Origin of the sequence: Rathayibacter sp. AY2B7 (assembly GCF_002931635.1) — a bacterium.
GTDB lineage: Bacteria > Actinomycetota > Actinomycetes > Actinomycetales > Microbacteriaceae > Rathayibacter.
Genome location: NZ_PSUC01000153.1, coordinates 1 through 5,359, shown reverse-complemented (window position 1 = coordinate 5,359; position 5,359 = coordinate 1). Strand labels below are relative to the sequence as shown.

Below are 5,359 nucleotides of genomic sequence, written 5' to 3'. Positions count from 1 at the left end.
GCAGCGAGTCGAAGCCGTGGACCTCACGACGCCACTCCCCCGTCGAGACGATCCGCTCGCCCGTCCACCAGCTCGTCCACGTCCCGCGCGGGAGGTAGAACTCGACCGTGCCGTCCTCGGTGAACACCGGAGCGACGAGCAGGTCGTGCCCGAGCAGGTACTGCGTGTCGAGGTGGGCGGCGCTGCGGTCGTCCTCGAACTCGAGCGCCATCGGGCGCATGATCGGGACGCCGGTGCTCGCCGCCTCCGCCCCCGCCGCGAAGAGGTAGGGCATCAGCGAGAGCTTCAGCCGGGTGAAGAGCCGGGTGACCTCCACGGCCTCCTCGTCGAACGCCCACGGCACGCGCACCGAGGAGGATCCGTGCAGCCTCGAGTGCGAGGAGAGCAGGCCGAACGCGAGCCAGCGCTTGAACACTCCGGGATCGGGCGTGCCCTCGAAGCCGCCGATGTCGTGCGCCCAGAAGCCGAACCCGCCCAGCGCGAGCGAGAGGCCTCCGCGCAGGGTCTCGGCCATCGACACGTAGGAGGAGGTGTTGTCCCCGCCCCAGTGCACCGGCAGCGACTGCCCGCCGACCGTGGCGCTGCGGGCGAAGAGGACCGCGCGGCCCTCGCCGAGCTCCTGCTCGAGCACCTCGTGCACCGCGCGGTTGTAGAGCTGGGTGTACCAGTTGTGCATGGCCTCGGGGTCGGTCCCGTCGGCCCAGACGACGCCCTCCGACGGGATCCGCTCGCCGAAGTCGGTCTTGAAGGAGTCGACGCCCTGGCGCACGAGGACGCGGAGCTTCTCCTGGAACCAGGAGGTCGCCTCCGGATTCGTGAAGTCGATCAGCGCCATGCCGGCGACCCACATGTCCCACTGCCAGACGTCGCCGGAGGCCGTTCTGAGCAGGTAGCCCTTCTCGCGCCCCTCGGCGAACAGCGGCGACGCCTGCGCGATGTACGGATTGATCCAGACACAGGTGTGCAGCCCGCGCTCGTGCAGGCGGGCGAGGATCCCCTCCGGCTCCGGGAAGGTGCGCGGGTCCCACTCGAGGTCGGTCCACTGGAACTCGCGCATCCAGAAGCAGTCGAAGTGGAACGCCGACAGCGGCAGCTCCCGCTCCGCGAAGCCGTCGATGAAGGAGTTCACCGTCTCCTCGTCGTAGCTCGTGGTGAAGCTGGTCGTCAGCCAGAGCCCGTAGCTCCAGGCGGGCACGACGGAGGGGCGGCCCGCGAGACCGGTGTAGCGCCGCAGCACGTCCTTCTTCGTCGGGCCCTGGATCACCAGGTACTCCAGCGCCTCGCCGCCGACCGAGAACTGCACGCGCTCGACCGCCTCGGAGCCGATCTCGAACGAGACGAGGCCGGGATCGTTCACGAGCACGCCGTAGCCGCGGCTGGAGAGGTAGAACGGGACGTTCTTGTAGGCCTGCTCGGAGGAGGTGCCGCCGTCGGCGTTCCACACGTCCACGGTCTGGCCGTTCTTCGCGAAGGGGCCGAAGCGCTCGCCGAGCCCGTAGACCAGCTCGCCGACGCCGAGGTCGAGCTGCTCGTGCAGGTAGGCGGCTCCGTCCGGTCCGGTCAGGTAGCCCTGCGCCTTGTGCCCGGAGCCGGTGAGGCGCGTGCCGGTCGAGGTGTCCCAGAACTCCAGCGACCACGGAGCGCCCTGCCTGATCCGGACCTCGAGGTCGCCGGTGCGCAGCACGCCGCCGGACTCCGTCACCTCCGCCGCTCCGACGTCGCCCCCGGCCAGCTCGAAGCCGGGCCGCACCGCCGTCCCGCGCCAGTGCTCGATCCGCACCCGCGCGACCCCCTCGGCCGGCGAGGACACCGTGACCGTGAGCGCCGGCCGGTTGAGGACGTCGCCGCGGCCCTGGATGACCCGGGTCGGGGCGATCACCTCGAGCGAGGTGCCGTCGGTGCGGATGTCGTACGCCTCCTGCGCGAACAGGGGCGTGAATCCGGCCCGCGTCTGCCAGAACCCGTCGGTGAACTTCATGGGGGTGCCTTTCGATGGCGCGCCGGCGGATCCCGCGAGGGAGGCGCCGACGGAGGGAGAGAGGGCTACTTGACCGCGCCGGCGGTGATGCCGCGGGTGAGGGTGCGCTGGAAGATCAGGAAGAAGATCAGCGTCGGGAGAAGGCCCAGGAGGGCGCTCGCGCTGGTCGTGGTGACGTCCATGATCTTGTCGCCCTGGAGGCTCGAGATCGCGATCGGGACGGTCTGCGTCGCGTCGCTCACCAGGAAGACCAGCGGGATGAGGAACTCGTTCCAGGTCCAGATGAAGAAGAAGATCATCAGCACCGAGAGGGTGGGCCGCGAGATCGGGACGATCACCCGGGTGAGGACCTGCCACTTCGAGGCGCCGTCGAGAGCCGCGGCCTCGAGGATCTCCTTCGGGAAGGTGCCGTAGACGCTCGAGAGCAGATAGGTGCCGAACGCCGACTGGATGACGGTGAAGATGACGATGACCGACAGCTGGGTGTCGTAGATCCCGACCGCTTTGAACATGTAGTACAGCGGGTAGAGCAGGGCCTCCTGCGGGAGCATGTTCGCCAGCAGGAACAGGACGATGATCCAGCTCCGGCCGCGGACCCGGCCGATGCCGATCGCGTAGGCGTTCAGCACCGAGAGGGCGACGGCGAGGATCGCGACCGACCCCGAGATGAGGATCGAGTTGCCGAGCTTCTCGGGGAAGTCGACGCGGCTCCAGAAGGTCGAGAGGCCGTCGAAGGAGAGGCCGGTCGGGAAGGCGAGCGGGCCGTTCGCCGAGTACTCCGCGGGGGTCTTGAAGGAGTTGAGCAGGATCAGCAGCACCGGGCTGATGATCACGAGCCCGATCACCACGGCGACGGCGAGGATCACCCAGTCGCCGAGGGTGCGCTTCGTCGTGCCCTTCGCGGGCTTGGCGGGACGGGAGGACGAGAGGTCCGCGTCCTCCGTGCCGGCCTGGGTGAGGGGCAGGGTCTCGATGGCCGACATCAGCGGGCTCCTTCGCTGCGCTCGACGCGCTCCTGGGCGCGGATGAACAGCACGGCGAGGATCACGATGACGATCGTGAGCGCGGTCGCGATGGTGGCGCCGTAGCCCACCTGCTGCTTCTGGAAGAACTCGGTGTAGGAGTAGTAGGAGGGGACGATCGTGGAGTCGCCGGGGCCGCCGCGGGTCAGGGCGTAGATCGGGCCGAAGACCTTCAGCGCGGCGATGGTGCAGGTGAGGGTGACCACGAAGATCTCGGGCCGGATGATCGAGACCGTGATCCAGCGGAAGCGCTGGAACCAGTTCGCCCCGTCGAGCTCCGCCGCCTCGTAGAGCTCGGGGTCCACGCGCTGCAGCGCCGCCATGAAGATGACGACCGGGTAGCCCAGCTGCACCCAGATCATCACGACCATGATCGAGAGCATCGCGGTGTCCGGCTTGCCGAGCCAGTCGTGCGAGAGGGAGCCGAGCCCGACGGCCTCGAGGATCGAGTTCAGCGCGCCGTTGTCGGGGCGGAGGATCCAGCCGATGACGATCGCGGCGATGACGGTCGGCAGGATCTGCGGGAGGTAGTAGGTGGCGCGGAGGAAGCTCGCCAGGCGCCCGCCGAACTTCTTGCCGACGAGATCGAAGAGGATCGCCGCGAGCAGGAGTCCGAGGATCGTGGGGACGATCACCATCGCGATGATCATGTAGACCGAGTTGAGGAACGAGGTCCAGAACTGGTCGTCGCCCATCAGCTCGATCCAGTTGTCGAGGCCGATGAAGATCGGCGGCTTGATGCCGCGCCAGGACGTGAAGCTGATGGAGACGTTCCAGATCAGCGGGATCAGCACGATGAACGTGAAGAGCACGAACCCGGGGATCAGGTAGAGCCAGTAGCCGCCGGAGCGCTTCTCGCGGGGCGGCGTCGTGGGAGGCGGCGCGCTCTCCGCGCGACGAGGTGCTGTCGTCGTCATGGGTACTCCTAGGTCGGACGGGGTCGTGGGCGTGCTGGGGCGGGATGCCGCTCCGGTACGGAGGCGACGGCATGTCGTGTACCGGAGCGGCATCCAGCGGGGGGGGGTGGAGGCCCGGCGGTGTTCGTGCGACCCCCTCGAGGGGTCGCCGTCACGTCCTCAGGTCGTCCGCTGCCGTTCCACGCCTGCAGGCGCGGGGCCGGCCGCCGTGGCCGACATCACGTGACGCTTCCGCGTCACTTGATGTCGGCGACTCCGTCGTCGTACTTGGCCTGGAGGTCGGAGAGCATGGCGGACTCGTCGGAGGAGCCGTTGATGAGCTCCTGCGTGGCGGCGACCAGGTCGTCGTAGAAGGTCGCGGTGGGCCAGTCGGGGTAGAAGGAGAGCTGGTCGCCGTCGACGACCGTCTTCCACTGCGAGAGCAGCGCCTTGCTCTTCTCGTCGGTGATGGCGCTCTCGTCGACGACCAGCGGGATGCCTCCGTTGTTGCCGATGAGGTTCTGGATCTCGGGTCGCATCGTGATGTCGATCCACTTGTAGGCGAGGTCCTTGTTCTTCGCCGTCTCCGGGATCACCCAGTGGTTGCCGGCGGAGCCCATCGTGAACTCGGCACCCGGGAAGAGGAACGTGTCCCACTCGAATCCGGTGATCTCGGTCTTGAAGCGGCCGAACCACCAGGAGCCCGAGAAGAAGATCGGGTACTCGCCCGAGATGAACGCCGTGCCCGCGTCCTCCGCCTTCAGCCCGGAGGCGTCGGCCGAGAAGTAGCCCTTGTCGACGTAGGTCTTCAGCTGGTCGGCCGCGTAGCTCCAGGCCGCGTCCTCGAAGTCGACCTCGCCCGTGTAGGTCTGGTAGTCGGTGATCCAGGAGCGGTCGGCCTTCAGCAGCGCGAGCTGGTAGAAGAGCTGCTGCAGCGGGTACTCGGCGCCGGCCTCGGCCAGCGGGGTGATCCCCTTGGCCACGAAGGCGTCGAGGACGGCCGTGAACTCCTCGTAGGTGGTGGGGACCTCGAGGCCGTTCGCGGCGAAGGCGTCCTTGTTGTAGTAGACGAAGGTGAACTCGCCGTAGTTGGGGATGCCGTACCAGGAGCCGGAGCCCATGATCCCGTTCTCGTCGTACTTCGCGGTGGTCTGCAGCGCGCCGGGGATCAGCGAGTCCCAGCCGTAGAACTCGACCGCCTCGTCGAGGTTGGTGAGCAGGCCCTGGCTCGAGAGGAGTCCGCTGGTCGCGTTGCCCTTGTTGTACTCGACGACGTCGGGCGCCGAGTTGGAGTTGAAGATCTGGCTGGCGCCGGTGCGCAGCTGCTCGAAGGCCTTGAACTCGTACGCGATCTCGGCCCCCGTCTCCTGGGTGAAGATGTCGCGGGCGGCGAGCCAGGCGATGCCGCGGTCGCTGTCGGGCGTCTCGAAGTCCCAGAGCGTGAGGGTGCGGCCGGCGCCGTC

Annotated in this window: 4 protein-coding genes; all 4 read right to left on the bottom strand. The window is 68.2% G+C overall.

All coding sequences use genetic code 11. From position 1 onward, the window contains the following. Positions 1-1,978 (bottom strand): alpha-xylosidase (gene yicI / locus C5C27_RS16455; RefSeq protein ID WP_104314938.1); only part of this gene is annotated, 1,978 nt, incomplete at its 3' end. A 65-nt stretch (positions 1,979-2,043) separates the two neighbouring features. Then, the gene (locus C5C27_RS16450) at positions 2,044-2,961 is read right to left on the bottom strand and encodes a carbohydrate ABC transporter permease (protein ID WP_104227354.1); all 918 of its coding nucleotides are present in this window, start codon (positions 2,959-2,961) and stop codon (positions 2,044-2,046) included. Further along, a complete protein-coding gene (locus C5C27_RS16445; protein ID WP_104314937.1) occupies positions 2,961-3,917 on the bottom strand; it encodes a carbohydrate ABC transporter permease in 957 nt (318 codons plus the stop codon). Before C5C27_RS16445 ends, C5C27_RS16450 begins: the two co-directional genes overlap by 1 nt. 236 nt (positions 3,918-4,153) lie before the next feature. Then, positions 4,154-5,359 (bottom strand): ABC transporter substrate-binding protein (locus C5C27_RS16440; protein ID WP_104314936.1); only part of this gene is annotated, 1,206 nt, incomplete at its 5' end.